Origin of the sequence: Aeromicrobium sp. UC242_57 (genome assembly GCF_044452305.1) — a bacterium.
Taxonomy (GTDB): Bacteria; Actinomycetota; Actinomycetes; order Propionibacteriales; family Nocardioidaceae; genus Aeromicrobium.
This window is the reverse complement of record NZ_JBIOAM010000002.1, coordinates 89,629-109,796: the sequence shown is the minus strand read 5'-3', so window position 1 is coordinate 109,796 and position 20,168 is coordinate 89,629. Positions and strand designations below refer to the sequence as shown.

Annotated in this window: 25 protein-coding genes and 4 pseudogenes; 8 read left to right on the top strand and 21 right to left on the bottom strand. The window is 67.9% G+C overall.

Annotated features, from left to right (window positions below; genetic code table 11):
* Positions 1-10: 10 nt before the first annotated feature.
* Positions 11-802, bottom strand: coding sequence for a purine-nucleoside phosphorylase (locus ACHMWU_RS05115; protein ID WP_396041977.1), 792 nt, complete (start codon positions 800-802; stop codon positions 11-13).
* Positions 803-820: 18 nt separating this feature from the next.
* On the opposite strand from ACHMWU_RS05115, the gene ACHMWU_RS05110 reads away from it, so the two are divergent.
* Positions 821-1,120: a TetR/AcrR family transcriptional regulator gene (locus ACHMWU_RS05110; RefSeq protein WP_396041976.1), complete on the top strand. Its 300-nt coding sequence runs from the start codon at positions 821-823 to the stop codon at positions 1,118-1,120.
* A 46-nt stretch (positions 1,121-1,166) separates the two neighbouring features.
* On the top strand, positions 1,167-1,382 hold the full coding sequence (locus ACHMWU_RS05105) for a hypothetical protein (protein WP_396041975.1): 216 nt from the start codon (positions 1,167-1,169) through the stop codon (positions 1,380-1,382).
* Here the strand turns inward: ACHMWU_RS05105 and ACHMWU_RS05100 are convergent.
* From ACHMWU_RS05100 to ACHMWU_RS05030, 15 genes and pseudogenes are all read right to left on the bottom strand, one after another.
* The gene (locus ACHMWU_RS05100) at positions 1,354-1,557 is read right to left on the bottom strand and encodes an HNH endonuclease signature motif containing protein (protein ID WP_396041974.1); all 204 of its coding nucleotides are present in this window, start codon (positions 1,555-1,557) and stop codon (positions 1,354-1,356) included. The two genes, ACHMWU_RS05105 and ACHMWU_RS05100, sit on opposite strands and share 29 nt — an antisense overlap.
* A gap of 58 nt (positions 1,558-1,615) precedes the next feature.
* A pseudogene (locus tag ACHMWU_RS05095) lies at positions 1,616-2,062 on the bottom strand (hypothetical protein); the annotation flags it as partial.
* Positions 2,019-2,219 carry a hypothetical protein gene (locus ACHMWU_RS05090; RefSeq protein ID WP_396041973.1) on the bottom strand — a complete coding sequence of 67 codons (201 nt, stop codon included), beginning with the start codon at positions 2,217-2,219 and terminating at the stop codon, positions 2,019-2,021. The gene ACHMWU_RS05090 and the pseudogene ACHMWU_RS05095, both read right to left, overlap by 44 nt.
* Positions 2,210-2,482, bottom strand: coding sequence for a hypothetical protein (locus ACHMWU_RS05085; RefSeq protein WP_396041972.1), 273 nt, complete (start codon positions 2,480-2,482; stop codon positions 2,210-2,212). The genes ACHMWU_RS05090 and ACHMWU_RS05085 overlap by 10 nt, the downstream gene beginning before the upstream one ends.
* A 164-nt stretch (positions 2,483-2,646) precedes the next feature.
* Positions 2,647-2,886, bottom strand: coding sequence for a hypothetical protein (locus tag ACHMWU_RS05080; RefSeq protein WP_396042945.1), 240 nt, complete (start codon positions 2,884-2,886; stop codon positions 2,647-2,649).
* A gap of 88 nt (positions 2,887-2,974) precedes the next feature.
* A pseudogene (locus ACHMWU_RS05075) lies at positions 2,975-3,409 on the bottom strand (Ig-like domain repeat protein); the annotation flags it as partial.
* Between the two features lie 895 nt (positions 3,410-4,304).
* Positions 4,305-4,913, bottom strand: a complete 609-nt coding sequence (locus ACHMWU_RS05070) for a hypothetical protein (RefSeq protein WP_396041971.1) — start codon at positions 4,911-4,913, stop codon at positions 4,305-4,307.
* Between the two features lie 78 nt (positions 4,914-4,991).
* Positions 4,992-5,228: a hypothetical protein gene (locus ACHMWU_RS05065; RefSeq protein WP_396041970.1), complete on the bottom strand. Its 237-nt coding sequence runs from the start codon at positions 5,226-5,228 to the stop codon at positions 4,992-4,994.
* A 181-nt stretch (positions 5,229-5,409) separates the two neighbouring features.
* The gene (locus tag ACHMWU_RS05060; protein ID WP_396041969.1) at positions 5,410-6,438 is read right to left on the bottom strand and encodes a hypothetical protein; all 1,029 of its coding nucleotides are present in this window, start codon (positions 6,436-6,438) and stop codon (positions 5,410-5,412) included.
* Entirely contained in the window at positions 6,428-6,688 is a 261-nt protein-coding gene (locus tag ACHMWU_RS05055; protein WP_396041968.1) for a hypothetical protein, read from the bottom strand. The genes ACHMWU_RS05060 and ACHMWU_RS05055 overlap by 11 nt, the downstream gene beginning before the upstream one ends.
* A 66-nt stretch (positions 6,689-6,754) precedes the next feature.
* Positions 6,755-7,570, bottom strand: coding sequence for a hypothetical protein (locus ACHMWU_RS05050; RefSeq protein ID WP_396041967.1), 816 nt, complete (start codon positions 7,568-7,570; stop codon positions 6,755-6,757).
* Complete coding sequence (locus ACHMWU_RS05045) at positions 7,558-8,055, bottom strand: ATP-binding cassette domain-containing protein (RefSeq protein WP_396041966.1); 498 nt, start codon at positions 8,053-8,055, stop codon at positions 7,558-7,560. Before ACHMWU_RS05045 ends, ACHMWU_RS05050 begins: the two co-directional genes overlap by 13 nt.
* Positions 8,056-8,147: 92 nt before the next feature.
* Positions 8,148-8,354, bottom strand: a pseudogene (locus ACHMWU_RS05040) (ATP-binding cassette domain-containing protein); the annotation flags it as partial.
* The gene (locus ACHMWU_RS05035; RefSeq protein WP_396042943.1) at positions 8,351-9,409 is read right to left on the bottom strand and encodes a FecCD family ABC transporter permease; all 1,059 of its coding nucleotides are present in this window, start codon (positions 9,407-9,409) and stop codon (positions 8,351-8,353) included. The pseudogene ACHMWU_RS05040 and the gene ACHMWU_RS05035, both read right to left, overlap by 4 nt.
* A 43-nt stretch (positions 9,410-9,452) precedes the next feature.
* Positions 9,453-10,496 carry a hemin ABC transporter substrate-binding protein gene (locus ACHMWU_RS05030; RefSeq protein ID WP_396041965.1) on the bottom strand — a complete coding sequence of 348 codons (1,044 nt, stop codon included), beginning with the start codon at positions 10,494-10,496 and terminating at the stop codon, positions 9,453-9,455.
* 280 nt (positions 10,497-10,776) lie between these two features.
* Between ACHMWU_RS05030 and ACHMWU_RS05025 the strand changes: the two genes are divergently transcribed.
* Positions 10,777-11,454, top strand: a complete 678-nt coding sequence (locus tag ACHMWU_RS05025; RefSeq protein ID WP_396041964.1) for a heme oxygenase (biliverdin-producing) — start codon at positions 10,777-10,779, stop codon at positions 11,452-11,454.
* A 50-nt stretch (positions 11,455-11,504) separates the two neighbouring features.
* Complete coding sequence (locus ACHMWU_RS05020; RefSeq protein ID WP_396041963.1) at positions 11,505-12,890, top strand: NAD(P)H-quinone dehydrogenase; 1,386 nt, start codon at positions 11,505-11,507, stop codon at positions 12,888-12,890.
* Between the two features lie 123 nt (positions 12,891-13,013).
* Here the strand turns inward: ACHMWU_RS05020 and ACHMWU_RS05015 are convergent, their stop codons facing one another.
* Complete coding sequence (locus ACHMWU_RS05015) at positions 13,014-13,616, bottom strand: hypothetical protein (RefSeq protein ID WP_396043059.1); 603 nt, start codon at positions 13,614-13,616, stop codon at positions 13,014-13,016.
* Between ACHMWU_RS05015 and ACHMWU_RS05010 the strand changes: the two genes are divergently transcribed.
* The 3 genes and pseudogenes from ACHMWU_RS05010 (at position 13,577) to ACHMWU_RS05000 (ending at position 16,139) form a co-directional block, all read left to right on the top strand.
* Complete coding sequence (locus ACHMWU_RS05010) at positions 13,577-14,737, top strand: N-acetylmuramoyl-L-alanine amidase (protein ID WP_396041962.1); 1,161 nt, start codon at positions 13,577-13,579, stop codon at positions 14,735-14,737. The two genes, ACHMWU_RS05015 and ACHMWU_RS05010, sit on opposite strands and share 40 nt — an antisense overlap.
* Positions 14,734-15,414 carry a hypothetical protein gene (locus ACHMWU_RS05005; RefSeq protein WP_396041961.1) on the top strand — a complete coding sequence of 227 codons (681 nt, stop codon included), beginning with the start codon at positions 14,734-14,736 and terminating at the stop codon, positions 15,412-15,414. The genes ACHMWU_RS05010 and ACHMWU_RS05005 overlap by 4 nt, the downstream gene beginning before the upstream one ends.
* A gap of 55 nt (positions 15,415-15,469) precedes the next feature.
* Positions 15,470-16,139, top strand: a pseudogene (locus ACHMWU_RS05000) (SpoIID/LytB domain-containing protein).
* Here ACHMWU_RS05000 and ACHMWU_RS04995 read toward each other — a convergent pair.
* The 3 genes from ACHMWU_RS04995 to ACHMWU_RS04985 all read right to left on the bottom strand — a co-directional run bounded on the left by ACHMWU_RS04995 (position 16,124) and on the right by ACHMWU_RS04985 (position 17,786).
* Positions 16,124-16,453, bottom strand: a complete 330-nt coding sequence (locus ACHMWU_RS04995; protein ID WP_396041960.1) for a hypothetical protein — start codon at positions 16,451-16,453, stop codon at positions 16,124-16,126. The pseudogene ACHMWU_RS05000 and the gene ACHMWU_RS04995 overlap by 16 nt on opposite strands.
* Before the next feature lie 75 nt (positions 16,454-16,528).
* Positions 16,529-17,176, bottom strand: coding sequence for a hypothetical protein (locus ACHMWU_RS04990; RefSeq protein WP_396041959.1), 648 nt, complete (start codon positions 17,174-17,176; stop codon positions 16,529-16,531).
* A gap of 247 nt (positions 17,177-17,423) precedes the next feature.
* Positions 17,424-17,786 carry a hypothetical protein gene (locus tag ACHMWU_RS04985; RefSeq protein ID WP_396041958.1) on the bottom strand — a complete coding sequence of 121 codons (363 nt, stop codon included), beginning with the start codon at positions 17,784-17,786 and terminating at the stop codon, positions 17,424-17,426.
* 79 nt (positions 17,787-17,865) lie between these two features.
* Here ACHMWU_RS04985 and ACHMWU_RS04980 point away from each other — a divergent pair, with 79 nt between their 5' ends.
* Positions 17,866-18,261: a hypothetical protein gene (locus ACHMWU_RS04980; protein ID WP_396041957.1), complete on the top strand. Its 396-nt coding sequence runs from the start codon at positions 17,866-17,868 to the stop codon at positions 18,259-18,261.
* On the opposite strand, the gene ACHMWU_RS04975 is transcribed toward ACHMWU_RS04980, so the two are convergent.
* Positions 18,222-20,165, bottom strand: a complete 1,944-nt coding sequence (locus ACHMWU_RS04975; RefSeq protein ID WP_396041956.1) for a hypothetical protein — start codon at positions 20,163-20,165, stop codon at positions 18,222-18,224. The two genes, ACHMWU_RS04980 and ACHMWU_RS04975, sit on opposite strands and share 40 nt — an antisense overlap.
* Positions 20,166-20,168 lie beyond the last annotated feature (3 nt).

Sequence of the window (20,168 nt, the reverse complement as noted above, 5' to 3'; positions counted from 1 at the left end):
AGGACCTTCATCAGATTCTCGGCAGGATGTTGCCCAGAAGGGTGCCCATACGGGTTGCGGCGGACTTGCCGGCCTCGAGGACCTCTTCATGGTTGAGGGGTTCACCGGTCATGCCGGCGGCGGCATTCGTGACCAGCGAGATGCCGAGGACCTCCAGACCGGCGGCGCGCGCTGCGATCGCCTCGAGCGTCGTGGACATGCCGACCAGGTCGCCGCCGATCGTGCGGACCATGCGGATCTCTGCAGGCGTCTCGTAGTGCGGTCCGGGCAGCTGGACGTACACGCCTTCGTCGAGGCTCGGGTCGGCCTCCTTGCACAGTGCCCGCAGCCGTGAGGAGTACAGGTCGGTCAGGTCGACGAACGTCGCGCCCTCGAGCGGTGAGGTCGCGGTCATGTTGATGTGATCGCTGATCAGCACCGGCGTGCCGGGTGCCCAGGCCGGGTTGAGGCCTCCGCAGCCATTGGTCAGGACGAGCGTCTTGACGCCGGCTGCCGCAGCGGTGCGCACACCGTGCACCACGGCTGCGACTCCCTTGCCCTCGTAGTAGTGGGTGCGGCCGAGGAAGATCAGCAGGCGCTTGTCGCCGAGCGTGACCGAACGCACGGTGCCGCCGTGTCCGGCGACGGCGGGCGCGCTGAACCCTGGCAGCCCGGCCAGGGGAACCTCGTAGTCCGGGGATCCGAGGGCGTCAGCGGCCGGAAGCCAGCCTGAACCCATGACGAGTGCGATGTCGTGCTCACCCCCGCCCGTACGCTCACGGAGGGCGTCGGCGGCCTGGCGGGCGAGATCTGTTGTGCTCACCTGCCGTACATTACGACAATGCCCAAGATCATTGGTGGATCGCTCGAGCAACACCGCGAGCAAACCCGTCGCCGCATCTTCGAGGCGTTGGTCGCGCTACTGGCCAAGCGGTCCTTCGACACCGTCACGATGGCCGATCTCGCCTCTGAGGCGGGCATCGGACGTACGGCGATCTACAACCACTTCGCCGACAAGGACGCGATCGTGGTGGCGTTTGCGAGTGCGGAGACCGAACGCTACTTGGATCGGCTGTCGATGGCCCTGGAGCCTGCGCAGGGACCAGCGAGGCGATGCGCATCTACATCACCGAGCACCTGAGCTCGTCGGAGGAGTTCCACTTCGGCTTCGGCCCCAGCTGTACGCGATGTTGTCGCGGGAGTCGTTGGCCGAGATCCGTGAGCACGTCATGGCAGTCGAGGCGGTGCTGCGCAGCATCATCGAGGACGGTCAGCAGCAGGGTGTCTTCGAGGTCGACGACGTCGCGCCGACCATGGCGCTGGTGCACCAGTGCCTGGGCGCTCGGCGGGTTGCCCCCGAGGCAGTCGAGAACTTCATCCTGCGCGCACTTCAGCGTCGCTAGAGCTGTCCCACAGACTCCCGAGATGAGTCTTCATCTGGTGGTGTCGCCGGCACAGCGTCTGGAGATTGCGTGCGGTTGTTGGCCCGTGCGGCCAGGGGATCTGATGGTCGAGATCGCATTCGACGGCCGGCCGGTGGCAGGTGGCGAACTGGCAGGTCTGGTCGCGGGAAGTCAACAGCTCTCCGCAGCTTCGAAGAGGGGCGGTAGCCGATCTCGGTGATGTCGAGCAGGTGGCCTAGTGGATTCTTCAGAAGCCGGTAGAAGATGGTGCCGGGCTCGGCGGCCAAGTCGCGGACCATGTCGGCTGGCAGGGCAAAGGATCCGTCGAGAGCGACGCCAGGCTCGTCGGTGAGCCCGGTCAATGACTCGATCGTGACCACGACGCCGACAACCGCACGCCGGTTGGTCGAGGCATGTGCTCGCCCAGCAGCTGGTCGACGAAGGCGTCGGCGCGCATCTGGTCGATGGTGCGTCCGTCGGCGGCGCTTGTTGCGAGCCATCTTGGTCAGCAAGTCGCTGATCTGGGCGGCGTCGGTGGATCTGATGTAGGCGGTGAGTCGCGTCATGCCGTCATCACCGTGCTTGGCCCACACCGCGCGTCTGGCGTGCTCGGCGCGGGCACGCGCTGCGGCAGCTTCAGGCTCGGCCCGGACGACGAACCGGTGGAGCCAGCCCTTCAAGCTGGGACGGGGTGTGTCGTGAGGCGTAACCGGCGGCTTGATGATCGAGCCGCATCACAGACTCGGGATCGCAGAGCTTGTCGGCGGCCGCAGCGATCAGCCCTATGCGGTAGGAGTCGATGCGGCCGTCGAGGTGGGCCTGCCAGGTCAGCGGCATGATCCCGCGAACCCGGCGGGCCGCCGCCAACCGGTTCTGCACCGTGCGGGGAGCGTGGAACAACACCTTGGAGAGCCGTCGGAGGCATAGGTGGCTCGGAGGCGTCGACGCTCGAGGCTGACGTCGCCCTCGCCCTGTCTGCGGCGCAGATCGGCGAGCTCGAGCATGTCGGCTGCCGTCGCGGCCTCGATGCGGGCGCGCTCGATCTCGCGGGCGGCGATTCGGTCAAGAATCTCCTGCGCGGGGTCGAGAACTGCGTCCATGCCTCCAACCTAGAACTGGCCGCCGACACCGATTTCTGCCGCGAAAGACTTGTCCACAAGCGCAGTGCAGAGCTCCACAAGCGCAATGCAAAGCTCCTTGGGCTTGTCGAAAGGAGACCTCTCGACAAGCCCAAGGAGCGGGTGGTGCAGGTGCTACGTGGTGACTACTTGGTGATCTTGACGGTGCCGACGTACTTGGACGAGACCGAGCTGTAGCCCGAGCCTGCCGAGTACTTGACGTAGATCTTCCAGGTGCCCTTCTTCAGCTTCTTGACGTTGAGCGCCTTCGAGCCGTTCTTCAGCGAACCAGTCGACGTCTTGACGGTCTTCTGGCCCTTCTTCTTGAAGTAGACCGTGACCTTGCCGCTGGGCTTGGTCGACGACGACTTGGCCTTGACCGTGATCGTGACCTTGCCAGCCTTCTTTCGTGGTCGGCTTCTTGGTGACCTTGTCGGCGATCGTGACGCTGTCCTTGGCGATGGTCAGCTTCTTCGACGCGGCGGCACCGACGTAGTTGCCGTTGCCCGAGAAGGTGTAGACGACGGTCGATGCGCCTACCTTCAGCGACTTCGACAACGAGAGCGACGCGACGCCGGCTGAGTTGACGGCGCCGCTGCCGATCGTCGTGCTGCCGACCTTGGCGGTGACGGTTCCGCTCGGCTTGGTGCCGCCGGCCACGCCGGCGACGGTCAGGCGTGCGGTGGCCGCCGCGCCGAAGCGCACGCTGGAGGGTGCGCTGGTCACGGTGACCGTCGAGGCAGCCTTCGAGACCGTCAGGTCCTGGGTGGCGTCGGCCGGATCGTAGTTGTCATCGCCGGAGTAGGCGTACGTGATGCTGGACGTTCCAGCGGCGGTCGTGCCGGGCAGCGTGAGCGTCGCGAGACCATCGGTGTCGACGGGTGCCGAGGCGAGCGTAGCGGCACCGATCTTGGCCGTGACGGTGCCGGTGGGTTGGCGATGCCGTCGACGCCGTCGACCGTGATCTTGGCGGTGCTGGACGCGCCGTGGACCGACGTGGTGGGCGCATCTGTGATCTCGACAGACGACGCCTTCTTGATGAAGGTGACCGGCGTGTAGGTCTCGTAGGCGGCCTGGACGGCGCCGCTACCGGGGTAGGTGTAGATGCCGTAGTTCGTCAGCGCAGCATCGGTCGCGGTGAGGTCGAGCGCTGCCTTGTTCATCGTCAACGTCGTCGAGAATGTGCCGTCGGGCAACAACTCGATGGCGCCCTGCGCGGGGCCGCCGATCCCAGCCATGCTGGCCGCCGGCACAGCCCACTTCAGGCCGCTGTTGGCAGCTGTAGCGGTCTTGCGAGTCGCAGCGAGTGCGCCAGTGGAAGGACGCCATGCCGGTGCGAACTTGCCGAACACGACATAGGCGCCGGCGTTCTGGTTCATCAGCGGGGGACGGGTGCCCTTGGCGAGCTCGGGCGTGAAGTTGGCTCCGGTCACGGTGATGACGGTGCTGCCGTCAACGTCTGCCTCGGCGGTGTCGACCGTGACCTGCGGCCGGTCGCCAACGGTGTAGCCGTCGACGGTGAAGGGGCTGGCAGGCTTGGCAGCGTCACGCGCGCCACCTGAGCTGTACCAGTACGACGACTGGCCGGTCAGGATCTGGAAGTCGACGAACGACTGCGGGAACGAACCCCAGTTGGCGCCGGTCGTCGACTCGGGGCGTGCCCGAGCTGACGGTGACGGTCTTGCCGGCGTACTCGGGGGCGACGGTGATGCCGTCAGCATCGATGTCGACGCCCGTGAAGGTGGCCAGAGTCACCGGGGTCGTGGTGTTGGGGATCGGGACCCACTCGTCCGGGTTCGCCATGTCAGCGCCGTAGCCACTGAGGGTTGCGGTCAGGCTGCCTTTGCCGGCCGCGTCGACCACGAGGCGTGGATTGGTGGCCGTCCAGTACGTCATGCCACCGTAGAAGACCGAGGTGAAGGAACCGGTCCAGCTGATGCTGCCGGCACCGGTGGTCGGATCGTAGCTGCCCCGAGCCGGCAGAGATCTTGACGCGGTTCTTGGTCGCTGATGCCGTCGACCCGGGGGTGACAGGTGTCCCGGCAGGAGTCAGGCACTTGGTGGCCCAGGTCGGCTCGGAGAACACATCGGATGCGTTGGGCTTCTCGATCGTGACGTTGCCGTCGATGGTCTTGTAGAAGCCGTCGCCCTCGGTCCAAGTGCGGCTCGAGCCGGTGTTGCCGGCCTTGCCCGCGGAAAGGAAGTTGCACCCGCCGGCGTATGCGCCACCGCCCTGCTCGTCGCTCAAGCCCCAGGTGAAGGTCGCGTTGGTGATGGGGGCTTCGCCGACCGTCGTGACGCTGACCGGATCGGCCTGCGCGGGACCGGCGGCCAGGGCGACGACGCCACCGGTCGACAGCACCGCGGCGATGGCGGTGGCAAGCCCTCTACGGGTTCGTGTGGTGATGGACATGTCTACCTTTCAGATGATGCCGGTGGGCCGGCGTTGGGGAGCGATGATGTGCGAGAAAGAAGTGAGGGAAGGCATTCCTTATCTTCCGGGAATGAGGGCGTGCTGGGCCACGGGACGGCTGAGGTCATGATCAGCTCTCTTGCGCAGCGCGGTGTAGGCGAACGGGCTGACCGCGATGAGCAGCGTCGCCCCGAGCAGGATGCCGCCGAGGATCCAGATGCCGCGGGTAGTGGCGGAGTCGTCGGACAACGGCTGGATACCGGTGACGGTGGAAGCTGGACGGAACTGGGTCGTCGTCGGTGCGCTCTGCAGCACGTCATCGACTGCAACGGGGGGGCGCGCAGCGTCGTTGGCTGTGAGATCGCGGTCGGGGCCGGCACGGGATGGTTGGCAGCGGAGGGAGCATCGGGTGCCGAGTTGTCGATGTCTGGGGTCTTGTTGCCCTCGGTGGGCGGTGGGGTTGCCTTGACCGGCGCGCCTGCGGCGTAGCTGACGGTCATCGGCAGCGCGACCTTGTGCGCATCGGCAGCACCCCCGCTGGAGTACCAGTACGACGCAGTACCCGAAGCCGTCTGGAAGTTGATGAACGACTGCGGGAAGGAACCCCAGCTCGCCCCGTCACGGATCTGGGCCGCCTGGTCGCCAGGCACCGAGACCGGGACCTTGGCATACGCAGGCTTGACGGTGAATCCACGGTCAGACCCGAGGTCGATGCGAGGCAGGTTGGCCAGCACGACGTTCTTGACCGGTGTGACGGCCTTCCACTGGGTGAGGTCATCCATCGACGAGCCGAAGCCGCTGAGTGTTCCGGTGAGCTCCCAGAACCACCGGAGACGGTGAGCTTGGGATCAGAGACGTAGAAGAAGCTGTAGCCCGAGTAGTAGACGACTGTGAAGGACCCGGTCCACTGGACCGAGGCCGTCCGCTTGGTGCGATCGACGGTTCCGGTGCCGCCTGAGAGCACGACCTCATGGTTGCTGAACCCGTTGTTGCCGTTCATGGTCTCGCCGGCCGACGTCGTTCTGAGGCCCGCGAAGGTCGCGGGCTTCCAGGTCTTGTTCGTGAACTTCTCGAGCGCGACGTTGCCGTCAGAGGCTTTCCAGTCGGCCGCCTTGCCGTTGTTCCAGGTGGCTCCCTGGTCGCTGGTGCTGATCTGCTTGTTGCCTTCGCCGGGGTCGCCGATCTTGCCGGCCGAGAGGAAGTTGAAGGTGCCCGGGGCAAACGCCTTGTTGTTGGACTCGTTGTTGATGCCCCAGCGCAGCTGGGCATCGTCGATCACGCGGGTTGTGGCCGGCAGCGTCGGGCTCGGAGTCGGAGTCGGAGTCGAGGAAGTCGGCTCGGGTTCGGTCGGCTCGGAGTCAGTGGGCTCGTCAGGTGTCGGGGTCGTCGCGCTCGGCGACGGCGAGGTCGCCACAGTGTCGGGATCGACTGGGTCTGCCTCGGCGGCCAGTGCCATGGTGGCTGATGCCATCACGACTGCGGTCGTCACGAAGGCTGCCATCGCAGTGCCGATCTTAGAGCGCATGGGCGGCGCCTCCTGTCGTGGCAGCAGCCGGTTCGGGCGCCTTCGCCCGCTTGCGGATCGACCGGAACCGCATCGTCGCGAAGGTCACGGCGCACAGCAGTGCCAGGATCGCCAGGGCCAGGAACGCGAAGGGCGCCCAGCCGGCTTCGTCGGAGTCGGCGTCGGCGGCGACCGGCGTGGTCTCGGCGGCGATCGGGAAGTTCACGGGTGGGCTTGGCGCCCGAGGCGGCACCCGTGAGCCGTAGGACATGGGTGCCGGCCTGGGTTCCCTCGGGAAGCTGCAGCACGCCGGCGATCTCGCCCGACGGACCAGCGCTCAAGGGCCGACGGCTGCGCGGCCGTCGTCGAGCGTCGCGATGACCTGTTCGCCGGGCAGGAATCCCTTGCCGGTGAACGACAGGACCCGACCGACGACGGCAGTGCCGCGGTCGACGGCCGCCGTGGCCTTGGCCGGGTTGACGGCCTTGGTGGTCGTGGTGACAGGAGCCTGGGCGCCGGGCGCTGTCGTGCCGCCGGTCGCGGGAGCTGCCGCTGACTCCTGCGTCGTGGGCTTCTGATCCTGCTGGAGGGACTCGAACGACACCGGGGTGAACGTCTCGTTCTTGGGATCTTTGACGCCGTGCGCACCGACCGTGATGATGCCGCAGGTGCTCTTGAGGCAGTCGACGTCGATGACCTTGCCGGCTCGGTCGACGGTCTTGAAGCTCGCACCGGGAACGGTCATCTGCGTCGACCATGAGCCGTTGGCCTTGATGGTTCCGCCGTTGGCGGCGTCAGCGGTGTCGCTGCCGGGGAAGGCCACGAACCGCTGGAATCCTTGGTTGTTCTTGCTCTCGTTGTCGGGCACGTAGCGGTAGTTCGTGCCGACCTGGCCGCCCTTGCTGGGCTGCCAGGCCCCGCTGACGGTTCCGAAGAACACGTAGATGCCGCCGTGCGCGTTCTTGATCGACTGGAAGCCCGAGCCGCTGACCGTGATCTTGGTGGCGTACGTGGGATCGACCTTGGCGCTGCCCTGGCCGTTGGAGACCGTCACCTTGCTCGCAGCCTGGGCCGACGTCGGCACGAGCACCAGTGCGGACACGATCGCGGCGGCAGCGGTGGTCATCACGGGTCTGGACATCACAGTGCGCATGAGGCCTCCTGGTTCAGCGGGGTCAGCCGCGGCAGGACGACGAGGCGTCCGTCGTGCGAGATGACGTCGACCGGGTGGTGGTACACATCGGCGGACAAGCTCGGGGTCAGGACGTCGGCAGGGGTGCCGTCGGCCATCAGCCGGCCGTCGGCCAGCACGCAGATCCGGTCGGCGTGGGCCGCGGCGACCGTCAGGTCGTGCAGGACCGCGACGACGGCGTGGCCGGCGCGCGCCAAGCGGCGTGCCTGGGACAGCACCTGCTCGGAGTGCCTGATGTCGAGCGCAGCCGTCGGCTCGTCGAGCAGCACCAGGTTGGTCTGCTGGGCGAGGACACGGGCGAAGGACGTGCGCGCCTTCTCGCCGCCCGACAAGGTCGGGAAGGACCGGTCGGCCAGGGTGATGACGTCGGTGTGCTCCATCGACTCGGCGATGATGAGGTCGTCGAGGTCTTCTTCGGGCAGCCGGGCCCAGGGGGAGCGGCCCATGCGCACGACGTCGACGACGCGGAAGCCGAACGCCGCTGTTGCTCCTGCGGCAGGACGGCGCGCTGGCGGGCCAGCTCGGCCGCCTTCCAGCGGTGCATCGCGATGCCGTCGAGGGTCGCGTGGCCGGCCGAAGGTGTGATGTCACCTGCCATGACGCTCAGCAGGGTCGTCTTGCCGGCGCCGTTGGGGCCGACGAGGGCGACGAACTCGCCGGGTGAGACCTGCAGCGACACATCGTCGAGGATGCGCTTGTCACCGATCGTGGCGCTGACGCCGGTCAGCGTGAGGGGCTGGCTCATGCCCATCCTCCTGCCGTCTTGCGGGTGCGGCGCAGCAGCCAGAAGAAGAACGGTCCGCCGACCAGTGACGTCAGCATGCCGATCGGCAGGTCGGCGCCGGTCATCGCGGTGCGGGCGATCAGGTCGGCGCCGAGCAGGAGCAGTGCACCGGCCAGGGCGCTGGCGGGCACGAGGACGCGGTGACCGGGTCCGACGACCATCCGGATCAGGTGGGGGACGACCAGGCCGACGAAGGCGATGATCCCGGCGAAGGCCACGGCCGCGGCGGTCAGCAGCGCGACCAGCACGATGGCACCCAGGCGCAGCCGTTCGACATCGATGCCGACGTGTCGCGCTGCGCGATCGCCCAGGGACAGCACGTCGAGCTTGCGGGCCAGCACCATGGAGCCGATCAGTCCGACGACCACCAGGGGAGCGACGACGACGACATGTTCCCAGCGTGAGCCGTTGAGGCTGCCGAGCTGCCAGAACACGATCTGCTCGCGGGCGGCGGTGTCGCCGAGGAAGATCATCAGCGCGAGCCCGGCGCTGCACACCGCGTTGACCGCGATGCCGGTCAGCACGAGGGTCACGACCTCGGTGCGACCGTCTGCGCGCGACAGGAAGTAGACCGCGAGCGTCGTGATGAGTCCACCGACGAAGGCGAAGACGGCGACGCTCCAGCTGCCCATGAACTGGATCTGGAACACGATGACGATCGCGGCGGCGAAGGCGGCGCCGGTCGAGACGCCGACGACGCTGGGCTCGGCCAGGGGGTTGCCGAAGATGCCCTGCATGAGGGCACCGGCCGTGGCGAGGGCTGCGCCGACGAGCAGGGCGAGGGCGATCCGCGGGAAGCGGACGTTCCACAGGGTGTTGTCGCCCTGGGGGTGCTGCGGCATCGTGCCGATGTCGAGGCCGAGGCGGTGCATGATCGAGCCGAAGACCTCGCCGGCGGGCACCGCGAGCTGGCCGCGGCCGGCCGCATAGATCGTCAGCAGCACGATGGCGATGCTGAGCCCGATGAACAGGGCCGTCGCCCGCCCCGTGCGCCTGCGCGGGAGCGCGCCGACGATGTCGTCGGCGCGGCTCTGCTGCGGGGCGGTCGTCGTGGTCACTTCAAGGCGTCCGGTGCGTAGATCGCAACCGCCAGCGAGTTGAGGATCTCGGACGTGCGGGGCCCGAAAGCAAGATCCCGTTGTCCTTCATGTCGACGATGCGACGGTTCTGGCCGGCGGGGGTCTCGGCGATCGCGGGAAGCCGTTCGAGCAGGCCGTCGACTCCGCCGACCGACGTGAGGCCGTCCGACATCATCAGGATGAGGTCGGGCTGCGCGGCGATGAGGCCTTCGTCGTTGACCGGCTTCATGCCCTTCCAGTCGATCTCGCTGCTGACGTCGTAGCCGCCGAGTGCGTCGATCAGGCCGTCGGCGCCGGAGTCCTTGCCGAACATGTAGTAGACGCCGGCCTGGCCGCGCACGTAGAGGAAGACGGTGCGCAGCTTGTCCTGCACGGTCTTCGGTGCGACGGCGGCGATCTTGGCGGCGGTCTTCTTGGCGGACGCCTCGATCTTCTGGGCCAGCTTCTTGCCCTCGGCGGGCACGCCGAGGGCGTCGGCGATCTCTTGCGTCAGCGAGCCGACGTTGCCGAGGCTGCGTCCGGAGTCGACGACCACGACGGGGATGCCCGAGTCGCGCATCTGCAAGATGGCGTCCCAGGGGCCGAGCGAGGTGTCGGTCAGGATGACGGTCGGATCGAGCTCGAGGATCGCCTCGGCGTTGAGGTCGTGGCCGTTGCTGGTGACCAGCGGCAGGTCCTTGGCCTCGTCGAACTGGGTCGAGATGTCGCGACCGACGACGCTGTCGCCGAGGCCGAGCTCGAAGACCGTCTGCGAGATCGTGCCGTAGATGTCGAGCGCGAGGATGCGGCTCGTGTCGGTAACGGTGACCTTGGTGCCCTGGTTGTCGGTCAGCGTGACGGGCAGCTGGGGGGTGGGGTTCTCGGCGACGGGGGAGATCGCAGTGTTGGGCAGCGGCGCGTGCGCCTCGCCGACGTGCGACTTGGGATCGGCGAGCAGCTTGACCTGGGAGATGTCGGGTGCGGCGGTGTCGCCGTCGTCGGTGCTGTGGCCGCCGGCCTTGCCGCCGCAGGCTGAGAGCAGCACGGCAGAGATGAGCAGGAACGCGATCGCGTGAGTGGTGGATCGCTTAACGGGGCGAGGCACAAGATTCCTTCGGTCGCTGCAGTAGTTCTGATGATGCAGTGTTCCGGCAACTGAAACCCCCGAATCAATCGCCGAAGTAAGGCTAACATTACTTAGGATCACCTTCTACACTGGCGCCATTTGATGACCATCTGTCATCATGTTCTGACGAAGTGTCATAATGTTCTGACGAACTGTCATAAACTGACGGCCACACCTTCTCGACCAGCCTGGAGACCCCATGACGATCACGCACTCGCCGACCGAGCTGTCGCCGGCAGAACTGTCCCTGTCCGCGCTGCTGCGCACGGGTTCGCAGTCCGAGCACACCCAGGCCGAGAACGTCGGCTTCATGACCGAGCTCATGCAGGGACGCGTCAACGAGGCCGGCTACGCGCAGTACCTCGCCTCGCTGCGACCCGTCTACGCCGCGATCGAGGGCCTGTCGCAGCAGATGGCCGGCGACGAGGTCGCCAGCAGCCTGGTCGATCCCGCGCTCGCACGTCTGGCCGCGCTCGATGCCGACATCGCGCACTGGACCAACGGTGCAGGCCTGACCGTCCAGACCCCGGCCATCGACGCCTACGTCGCACGGGTCGAGGCATCCGCCGAGTGGGGCGGGTTGTACGCAGCCCACCACTACACGCGCTACCTCGGCGACCTGTCCGGCGGACTCGCGATCGGTCGCATCCTCTCGCGTCACTTCGACCTCGAGGACGGCGCGGGCCTCGCGTTCTACGACTTCCCCGAGATCCCCAAGCCCAAGCTGTACAAGGACGACTACCGCGCCAAGCTCGACGCACTTCCGGTCGACGAGGACGGTGCGCTGCGCATGGTGACCGAGGTCAAGGCCATCTTCGGTCTCAACACGGCGATCTTCGGCGAGCTGACTGAGCAGTTGGACACGTTCGCGCGCTGACGGCGGTTGACGATTAGCGTCGTCGGGCACGGGTGGGAGACAATGGGCTCGTGACTCATGTGACGATCGTCGGCGGCGGACCTGGTGGATACGAGGCGGCGTTGGTCGCCGCACGGCTGGGTGCGGAGGTCACCCTCGTCGAGCGTGACGGCATCGGCGGATCCACGGTCCTGACCGACTGCGTGCCGAGCAAGACCCTCATCGCGACGTCCGACCTGCTGACCGACGTCAGCGGGGCAGCCGAGCTCGGCGTGCAGGTGCCGGCCTCCGTGCAGGCCGACATGGCCCGGGTCGATGCTCGTGTGCTGCGACTCGCTCAGGCGCAGTCCGACGACATCGCCGCCAGGCTGGCCGCCAGCGAGGTCACGATGATCAGCGGGACGGCGACGATCGAGAGTCCCACCGTGGTCGTGGTCGCGACCGCCGACGGCGAGCAGCGCATCTCCACCGACGCGATCCTCGTCGCTACCGGCGCTCACCCGCGTGTCAGCCCCGATGCGCTGCCCGACGGTGAGCGCATCCTGACCTGGGAGCAGGTCTACGGCCTCCAAGAGCTGCCCGAGCACATGATCGTCGTCGGCTCCGGTGTCACCGGCGCCGAGTTCGCCAGCGCCTACAACGGCCTCGGCGCCGCCGTGACGCTGGTGTCGAGCCGCGATCGCGTGCTCCCCGGCGAGGACGTCGACGCAGCCAACGTGATCGAGGACGTCTTCACCCGGCGCGGCATGACCGTCATGGGCAACTCGCGCATGGCTTCGGTTGAACGCACCGACGGGGGAGTGCTCGTGACGCTCACCGACGGGCGCACCGTCGAGGGCTCGCACTGTCTCCTCGCGCTCGGCTCGATTCCCAACACGACCGGCCTCGGGCTCGAAGAGCTGGGCGTCGTGGTCGACGACGGCGGCTTCATCAAGGTCGACCGGGTCTCCCGCACCAGCGTGCGCGGCATCTACGCTGCCGGCGACTGCACCGGCGTCCTGATGCTGGCGTCCGTCGCGGCGCAGCAAGGTCGGATCGCGATGTCCCACTTGCTCGGCGATGCCGTGCACCCGCTCGACCTCGGCAAGGTCTCCAGCAACGTGTTCACCTCCCCCGAGATCGCGACGGTCGGCGTGTCGCAGAAGCAGGTCGACGAGAGCGATCTGCAGGTCGATGTCGCGATGCTGCCGTTGGCCAGCAATGCGCGCGCCAAGATGCAGGGCGTGCACGACGGCTTCGTCAAGATCTTCTCCCGCCGTGGCGTGGGGGTCGTGATCGGCGGCGTCGTGGTCGGTCCTCGCGCCAGCGAGCTCATCCACGCGCTGTCGCTCGCAGTGTCGGTGCCGCTGACGGTCGACCAGGTTGCCGACGCCTTCACGGTGTACCCGTCGATGTCCGGATCGGTCGCCGAGGCCGCGCGCCGGCTCCACTCGCACGAGCTCGACTCTCACGGATAACTTCCCTGCAACCGCAGTAATCACAGTGTTGTAGTTCGAACAAATACAGTTTTTCGTTCGCATTCTGGCGAAAATTGTGAGCATAATCGGGACTCACGTCCTTGGTCCCACCAGTCACACCAGTCACAGGAATGGACTTCCCCATGCTTTCCTGGCGAATGGCTCGACGCATGTCGGGCTCCACTGCTGCAGCCGCAGTGACCCTTGCCCTGCTCGTCCCGTCCCCGCGCACGCCGATGGCACCGTGGTGTCCGGAGGTGCGCCCGGCGCGGTCGCCGCTGTGGCCCCGCCGGTCGACGTCAAGACCACCGCCGTGCCGTCGGTGGATCCTGACCCCGAGACACCCACCGACCCCGAGACCGGTCCGCACCGGGTCGTGGCTGAGCTGGACCAGACCGAGACGACGCCGTTCCGCATGATCGGGGTCACCTGGTCGGACGACAGCGCCGCATCGGGCATGAAGGTCGAGGTCCGCACGCGCACCAACGACACCTGGTCGTCGTGGACCGACCTCGAGGTCGACAACGACGCTGCCGACGGAGCGCCGGGCACCGAGCCGCTGTGGGTCGGGACCGCCGACGGCGTCGCCGCCCGGGTCACCAGCACCGAGGGCACCCCCCAAGACGTCAAGATCACCACGATCGACACCGACGAGTCCGACGAGTCCGACACCGACACCGGCATCGATGCGGAGCAGGCCGCCGCCAGCGTCGACGGATCTCCCACCTACACCCCGAAGCCGACCATCATCACGCGCAGCGGATGGGGGAGCCAGCGGTGGCACCAAGTGCGACACCCCGATCGCGGGCGACCGCACTCGAGGTGTCGTCGTGCACCACACGGCCGGCTCCAACACGTACTCCAAGGCCGACTCGAAGGCCATCGTGCGCTCGACGCAGGCGTACCACATGAAGGCGCGCAAGTGGTGCGACATCGGCTACAACTTCCTGGTCGACAAGTACGGCCAGATCTTCGAGGGCCGCGCGGGCGGCACCGACCGCGCGGTGCGTGCCGCGCACTCGGGCAACCTCGCCGTCAACACGTACACCATGGGTGTCTCGATGATGGGCAACTACGACGTCACCAAGCCCTCGGCGGCCCTGAAGACCGCGATGGTCAAGCTCGTCGGCTGGCGGCTCGGCACCAACTACCTGCCAGCCAAGGGCACGTACACCCTCGGCGGCAAGACGCTCAACATGATCGCCGGTCACCGCAACGTCATCAGCACGGCCTGCCCCGGCAAGTACGGGTACGCCTGGCTGTCGGAGAAGGGCGGCCTGCGCGACCGCACCGAGGACTACCTCGCCAACTACTCGACCCCCATCAAGGACCTGTGGAGGTCTCTCGGCTCGTCGAAGGTGGGCGCCATCTATGCCGGCGAGGCCAAGACCTCGGGAGGCGGCCGTCTTCGCGCCAAGTCGATGGAGCTGTTGTCAGCCAGCACGGGCAAGGCCTACTCGGTCTCCGGCGCAGTGCTGACCGAGTACAACCGGATGGGATCGCGCAGCGGCGACCTCGGCTACCCGCGGACCGACGCCTCGGCCGTCACCGGCGGGACGCGTCAGGTGTTCCAGAAGGGTCGGATCTACCTCGCGAAGGGCAAGTCGAAGGCCTACAGCCTGACCGGTGCGATCAACACGTTGTACGTCAAGCTCGGTGCGTCGACCGGCGCGCTGGGAGTCCCGACCTCGTCGACAACCGTAAGTCAGGCGTCTCCAAGGTCACCTTCGCGAAGGGGTACATCACCTCCTCGGGCGGCCGGACCACTGCCTACGGCAGCAATGGCGAAGTTCTCCAGGACACGACTGCACCGGCTCCGCCGACCGTCGCCGCGCCGTCGGGCATGACCATCAAGGCTGGGCAGCACTCAGCCCGCTTCGCCTGGACCCCGGTCAGTGGGGCCACCTCCTACACGGTGTGCCTGTTGGTCGGACAGACGGCCACACCGTGTGGGAAGTGCTACGCCGGTCTCACCTCGCCTGCGGCGCATGCCACGAGCCTGACACCGCGCGCTGGCACTGACTACCACGTCCTGGTTCGCGCTTTCAAGGGCACGACCGCCGGCCCGTGGTCGGCCGAAGCAGGGTTCAACCTGACCGCTGCCACGCCGACCGAGACTCGCACTGTGCCGCAGCTCTGGATCGTTCACGTTGAAGGGGCACGGCTTCGGTCACGGCATCGGCATGAGCCAGTACGGCGCGCAGGGTGCAGCGAGGAAGGGCGTCAGTACCGACAAGATCCTGTCGACGTACTACCCGGGCGCCGACTGACGACGAAGTCCGGCTCGATCCGGGTGCTGATCTCGCAGGACACGACCGACGCGGTCGAGATCGTCGGTGCCAGCGGCCTGAAGTTCCACAACGTCCGCAGCGGCAAGAAGAACCGCGCTGCCGACGTCGATCGACGGCAAGAAGGTCACCCGGTGGCGCATCGTGCAGCGATCGAGCAACAAGGCGCAGTCGGTCCTGCAGTACCGCACCTCGGGCGGCTGGAAGAACTTCAAGAACATCCGGTGGACGGGTGACGGACAGTTCGAGGGACCCGCCACGATCAGCCTCTACCTGCCCAACGGGTCGAAGATGCGCTATCGCGGCGCGCTGCGCTCGGCCCTGCCGGTCAAGGGTTCGAAGGTGCGCGACACAGTCAACGTCCTGCCGATCGAGAACTACCTCCGCGGCGTCGTCGGTGCCGAGATGCCCTCAGGCTGGGCTGCCGAGGCGCTGCGTGCCCAGGCCGTCGCCGCCCGGACGTACGGCGTCCGGAGGCCTGGCACCGAGCCGTCACTACGACATCTGCGACACGACCGCCTGCCAGGTCTACGGCGGCTACGCTCGCGAGACCAGCACGATCACGTCGGCCATCAACGCCACCAAGGGCAAGATCCTGACCTACCAGGGTGTGCCGGCGTTCACGCAGTTCTCGTCGTCCTCCGGCGGCTACACGGCGGCAGGCTCGCAGCCCTACCTGAAGGCGTCGAACGACCCGTACGACAACTGGGCCGGCAATCCCAACCACAGCTGGACCAAGAGCGTCTCGGCCAAGACCGTGCAGAAGGCCTATCCCGCGATCGGCACGCTCAGAGCAGCTGAAGATCACCAAGCGCACGGGTGGAGGATCCCTGGTGGTCGAGTCGCCTCGATCAGCCTCGTGGGCTCGAAGAAGACCGTCACGATCTCCGGCACGGATGCGCGCTGGGCGTTCGGGCTCAGTCGAACTGGTTCGGCTTCTAGGGCTTACCGCACCCGGTAGGCGCGGCGGACGGTGCGCGACTCCAGCACGTTCGAGCGCAGGACCGTCGCAGACAGCCGGTGCGTGCCGCGCGCCAGCCGGACGGTCCGGCTGGCCTTGCCGTGACGACGCAGCGTGACGACGGCGAGGGTACGTCGACCGTCACGGAGCCGTACTCGTCCGTCTGCGCGCTGCGACCCGGCGCGCACCGGACCGTCATCGTGGTGCGTCGCCCCGCCTTGCGGGCCGACAGGGCCACCTCGGGCCGGTGGCGGATGACGTCGGTCGCGGCCGACCCGGCCTGACCTGGCCCGGCGGGGAACCGCGGTCCGCACCCGGTGCACGGCAGCGGTCGGTCGGCACCGACCCGCACGCTGACACGGCTGCCGGCGTCGCGCCTGGTCGGCTGGTCAGCTGGCCGCTGTCGCTCCCGGGATCGGTGTCGTTCCGCGGAACCAGCGGTAGGTGTGGGTGAACGGCGCAGCGGTGGGGGTCCGGGTTCCGGCGCTGGCGGCCAGCCGAGCGCCGACCCGGGGCGTCCCGGTGACTCGTGGCGGTGTGCAGGTTGAACGGCGAGGTGTTGATGATCGTGACGGTTGGAGAGATGACCGCCGGTCCGTCGACCGCGTAGCCAGGATCGGGCAGCGCCTCGACCGAGATGGAGGTGTCGAAGCCGTCCTCGACGAGGTTGGTCGTGTAGGTGCGTCCGGTGGCGCCGTCGATCCGGGTGCCGTTGCGGTACCACTGGAAGCGGTGCCGATCCCGGAGGCCGACCAGGTCACGTCGGACTCGGCGGTCAGGGTGCGGCCCCGCTCGGCGGTCCCGGTGATGCTCACGTCACCGGCGGCGACCGTGACGGGCAGGCCGAGGCGCAGCGGTGCGAGCGACGCGTCATCGGTCAGCGGAGGCAGCCGGTACACGCCGACGGAACCTTCGCCGAACGGCTGGGTCGCGCCAGGGGTGGCCCGGTCGAGGCTGTCGGTCGCGAACGAGAACGCATACGTCCCGCTGGGTCGACCGCCCGCAACGCGAAGTCGTGGTTCCAGTCGGCCTTCCACAAGGTGAACGAGAACGTGCCGCTCGCGTCGAGCGTCTGGCTGGGGGAGCCGGGCGGACGGCTCCAGCCTCCAGGGCGTGCGTAGGCGCCGTCGGAGTGCAGCCAGACCTCGACCCGGACCCCGGCGGTGCTGTGCCCCGGCGGTGCGACGAGGGAGCCTGTGACGACCTGTGAGGGCAGGTCGGTCAGCAGCGGTAGGTCCCGAGGTCGGTCGTCTCACCGACTCGACCGTGATGGTGCCGTAACCATCACACGACGCTCGTCACGCACGTGCCGGCCACCGACCCGGGCGCAGTCCACCAGGCGGGCTGCCCGTGCCACCAGATGTTCAGGTCACGGTCGTACGTGCCGAAGCCCACCGCGTACTCGCCCGGAGGCACGTCGTCGAGCCGGAAGGTTCCATCGGACTCGACCCACGCCCGGGCGGCGATGGCCCCGGTCGGACTCGACTTCACGGCGGTGACCTGCACGTCTCGCGGGTGATAGCCGGCCGGCACCGTCACGCTGCCGGTGATGCTGCCCGGGGTGGGGATCACGACGGCCGCTGACAGGCCGGAGGCCGTCATGACGAGGCCCGCCAGGAGCACGAGGAGTGGACGCCAGGATCGCATGCGGTCAACGCTAGGGATCAGGTGTCCAGTGCGCTTGAGTGTCGACCACTCAATCCGGTCGGTCTCGGATACTGGATGCATGCCTGACCGTGCCCCGTTGGTGGCCCCCGCTGATTGCCAAGTCGATTGCGATCTCCGCCGCCGCCAATGCGGCCTCGCTGGCCATCTCGGCCTGGATCTTCGACCACTTCGACGTGCAGCCGGCTGGTTCGTCGTGGCCGTGGTGCTGTTCACGGCGTTGACGGTGCTGTTGCGAGGCATCGTGATCCGTACGGTCGATCGATTCGCCCGTGGCTACACGATTCTCGGCGGTCTGGTCCTGACGATGCTCGGGCTCGTGCTGACCGAGCTCGTCGTGCCCGAGAGCGGCTTCTACATCGACGGCTGGGGCACCTGGATCGGCGTGACCCTCATCGTCTGGGCAGCCGGAGTCGCCTACGGCGAGGTCGACACCAAGCCCCCGGTGCGGCGCTGACCTGTCACAGCTGTGCAGATGTGACAGCAGGTCGGGGTCGAGGGCGCCGTAGCCGGTCGAGGCCCACGGTTCTGCCGACTCGTCCGCATCGACGTAGTGCACGACGGTGTCGCCGACCGGAAGGTCGAGGAAGTCGGGCTCCTTGCGCTTGGAGACCAGGCGCCGGCAGGGCTGGCAGCACGGGACGTCGCGGGTGCCCGCGCTGGTCTGCCAGCGTGCAGTCGTGGTGGCCGGGACCGTGCAGCGGGTTGAAGAAGCGCGACGGCTGGGGTGTCCACGCAGTGCCGTGGACGGCGTGGTCGAGTGCGTCGTGACCGCGGCCGGCCAGCACGAAGGCGCCGATCGAGTCGGCCGCAGCTCTCGTCCGGTCCAGGACCCGGCTCGCTGCCTCGTAGTGGTCGAGCGGCCGTCCAGGCAGCTGTGTCGGCGTCGGCGTCGATCTGCTGGGCGTTGATCCGTTCACCGAGGCGGTCGGTCTCAGTCTGCGCGCGATGGCGCCACCCGTCGGTCTGGGCCGTGGAGATCCTGCGCAGTGCGCGGCCCTTGACTGCGACCTCGTGGCGTGCCCCCGACCGCTTGCGTCGCGTCGCGATGACAGCGACGAGCACCGCCAGCACGCCGATGCCGATGGCCACGACCGGCAGGCTGACGCCGGACGAGGACTCGCCGGGCGGTGGCGGCTGCTGCGACGACTCCCGGTTGAGCTGGTCGTACTCCTTGCGCGCCGTGCCTTGTGCGATCAGCTCGGTGATTTCTGCAGCTGCAGAACCCAGGTCGGTCGGGTACAGGTCGTTCGCGACGTAGCTGGCCAGGTTGTTGGCGTTGTCGACCTTGACCCCGTAGGTCGTGGACTCGACGGTCCACCGGCCGCCGTAGGACTGGACCGTGACGTACCAGATCCCGTCCTGGGGGAGCTGACGATCGACCAACGTGACCAGCTGGACGGGAGACAGCTCGCTCTCGTGGCTGAGCGGCACGACGATGACGTGCACCGGCACGGGAGCGGCGTCGATCGACGCGGTGATGGTGGCGGTCTGCTCGGCGGTGAGCTCGCTGGCCAGGGAGGGATCGACGTACAGCGGCGAGCTGCCGAGCCCCTCGACGATCGCCTCGACGTCCGGCGTGAACGGGACCTCTTGCATCATCGTCTCCTCAGTCGGGCACGAACCATGAACCAGACGGGTGTCAGCACCGATCGCCAGTCCGGCACCGCCGAGCACGCCCATCAGTGCGCCGGCGCCGATCGCGCCGGCCGTGCCGCCCCAGTAGTCGCTGTGCGTGATGCTCTCCGACGAGAAGTCGCGATCGTCACCGGCGGCGATGTTGGCCGAGATCTTGGCTGCGAGCGCGGCGGGCGTGCGTTCCTCGTCCTCGTCGAAGTCGTCGGTCGAGACGTAGTCGCCGTCGATCCCGACATCTCGGCCCCAGACGTTCTCGTCCTCGAAGACCAGGTAGCGGCCGGGTCGGTCGAGCTCGTGGGCGATCTGCAGCGTGGGATCGAGGAAGTTGCGGTAGCCGCCCTCACGGGTGGCGGCCCAGACGATGACATACGTCGGGGGGCTGGTCGCCGCGGCCTCGTCCGCCAGCCGGATGCGGTCCTGGGCGGTGAGCCGGTGCGCGGAGTCGGGCGCGACGTACAGCCGAACTCGCGCAGACCCTCCACGGCAGCCATCACCCGGTCGCCGGGCTCCTGTCGCGCCTCGAGGCCCTGGGCGGCCCTGTTCCAGCCCAGGATCGCCGCCACGACCGTCGCGGCGACGGTGAGGGTCAGCCCGACGACGAGCTTCATCGGCGCACGCTCCGGTCGTCCAGAACCTGGCGGGCCAGGTCGTCGACGAGGGCGCCGAACCCGGTACGGGCCCCAGACCGTGCGGGTGTCGAGATAGGAGCGCTCGCCACGCCACGTC

Coding starts and splice junctions, on each gene's coding strand:
- ACHMWU_RS05105 (WP_396041975.1), top strand. CDS start 1,167: ATGTTGTCGCGGGAGTCGTTGGCCGAGATCCGTGAGCACGTCATGGCA.
- ACHMWU_RS05050 (WP_396041967.1), bottom strand. CDS start 7,570: ATGCGCACTGTGATGTCCAGACCCGTGATGACCACCGCTGCCGCCGCG.
- ACHMWU_RS04985 (WP_396041958.1), bottom strand. CDS start 17,786: ATGCGATCCTGGCGTCCACTCCTCGTGCTCCTGGCGGGCCTCGTCATG.
- ACHMWU_RS05060 (WP_396041969.1), bottom strand. CDS start 6,438: ATGCGCTCTAAGATCGGCACTGCGATGGCAGCCTTCGTGACGACCGCA.
- ACHMWU_RS05085 (WP_396041972.1), bottom strand. CDS start 2,482: ATGGACGCAGTTCTCGACCCCGCGCAGGAGATTCTTGACCGAATCGCC.
- ACHMWU_RS05010 (WP_396041962.1), top strand. CDS start 13,577: ATGCGGAGCAGGCCGCCGCCAGCGTCGACGGATCTCCCACCTACACCC.
- ACHMWU_RS05090 (WP_396041973.1), bottom strand. CDS start 2,219: ATGCCGCTGACCTGGCAGGCCCACCTCGACGGCCGCATCGACTCCTAC.
- ACHMWU_RS04980 (WP_396041957.1), top strand. CDS start 17,866: ATGCCTGACCGTGCCCCGTTGGTGGCCCCCGCTGATTGCCAAGTCGAT.
- ACHMWU_RS05025 (WP_396041964.1), top strand. CDS start 10,777: ATGACGATCACGCACTCGCCGACCGAGCTGTCGCCGGCAGAACTGTCC.
- ACHMWU_RS05070 (WP_396041971.1), bottom strand. CDS start 4,913: ATGTCCATCACCACACGAACCCGTAGAGGGCTTGCCACCGCCATCGCC.
- ACHMWU_RS05055 (WP_396041968.1), bottom strand. CDS start 6,688: ATGTCCTACGGCTCACGGGTGCCGCCTCGGGCGCCAAGCCCACCCGTG.
- ACHMWU_RS05005 (WP_396041961.1), top strand. CDS start 14,734: ATGACCATCAAGGCTGGGCAGCACTCAGCCCGCTTCGCCTGGACCCCG.
- ACHMWU_RS05045 (WP_396041966.1), bottom strand. CDS start 8,055: ATGGGCCGCTCCCCCTGGGCCCGGCTGCCCGAAGAAGACCTCGACGAC.
- ACHMWU_RS05110 (WP_396041976.1), top strand. CDS start 821: ATGCCCAAGATCATTGGTGGATCGCTCGAGCAACACCGCGAGCAAACC.